This window comes from Dryocola boscaweniae (genome assembly GCF_025215095.1).
Classification (GTDB): Bacteria; Pseudomonadota; Gammaproteobacteria; order Enterobacterales; family Enterobacteriaceae; genus Dryocola; species Dryocola boscaweniae.
On record NZ_JALHAP010000051.1, the window covers coordinates 1 to 1,277 of the forward strand.

Below are 1,277 nucleotides of genomic sequence, written 5' to 3' on the forward strand. Positions count from 1 at the left end.
GGCGGGCAACAGCCTGTGGATGCAGCGCGATACGGCGGGCAACGCCAGCGCTGAGGTGGTCAATACTTCCGGCAATATTGAGACGCAGAACGGTGATATCACGATTCGGACCGGGCATTTGCTGAATACAAGGGATGGTTTATCAGTAAAGGAAGTTACTACGGCTGGTGCATCGCTGCCGGGTTTAGGTGATGCGACCCTGAAGGTGCATTATTCTCTTCTTCCGGAAGGAAGTTATGGGTACTTCACAACCAGTCAATTAGTGGAAGGTTCGTCCTGCGGGAATGCCAATGGCGGTTGTGCTACCTGGAATGAAACAACATATCACTACGCGCCATTTGAGGAATACGCTACACAAAAATTTGCTCTAGGCCAGACCAGCGTGGAGGTGTTGAGCACAGGAGGTGCGGCCCGCATAGCATCCGGTCAGCATCTGAATATTACTGCTGGTTTACTGGAAAACCAGGCCAGCAATATATTGGCTGCTAAAAATATTATGTTGCAGGGGACGCAACTGAGTAATCAGAGCTGGCAGAGCGGAACAAAAACAGATTCCCTTGTTTATCAATATGGCACCGCTCCAAATCAGCCTCTGGGATATGCAACAAATGAGCTTCCGGAAAATGGACTGTCTAACAAGAACAATAACTACAACAAATATAAACAATTAATATCTTTTTACCTGATGGGACACGAGACAGATTATCAGGCAGGCGAAATATATCGCTCCGTAATCCAGGCAGGCGGCAACGTTACCGCCAGTTTCACCAGCGATATCAGCAATACCACCACAACGGCGAATGCGGGTGGGATCAGCAATACTATTTCCGCCCCAACGCTCAATACTCTCAGCTCGCAAACTATCGGTAACTCGCAGCAGGGGCTCGATCTTGCCAGCGCGGATGCAACGGCAGTTAACTCGCCAGAATGGCAGGACAACCTCGCGGATGCCGTGGCGCAAATCAGCGGTGGCAGCAGCTTAAGCCAGCAGCAGGGAAGCTTATATCCGTTGCCTTCCGGCAATAACGGTTATTTCGTTACTTCCACCGATCCGAACAGTCCTTACCTGATCACCACCAACCCTAAGCTCGATGGCCTGGGTCAGCTCGATCAAAGCCTGTTTGGCGATCTCTACGCCATGATGGGTAACAAACCCGGCAGCGCCCCGCGTGAAACCAACAGCGCTTACACAGATCAAAATAAATTCCTCGGTTCTTCTTACTTCCTGGACAGGCTCAACCTGAAACCAGAGTACGACTACCGCTTCCTGGGGGACG

General features: G+C 50.9%; 1 pseudogene. It reads left to right on the top strand.

Annotated features, from left to right (window positions below):
* Positions 1–1,277 (top strand): annotated as a pseudogene (locus tag MUA00_RS00290) (hemagglutinin repeat-containing protein); the annotation flags it as partial.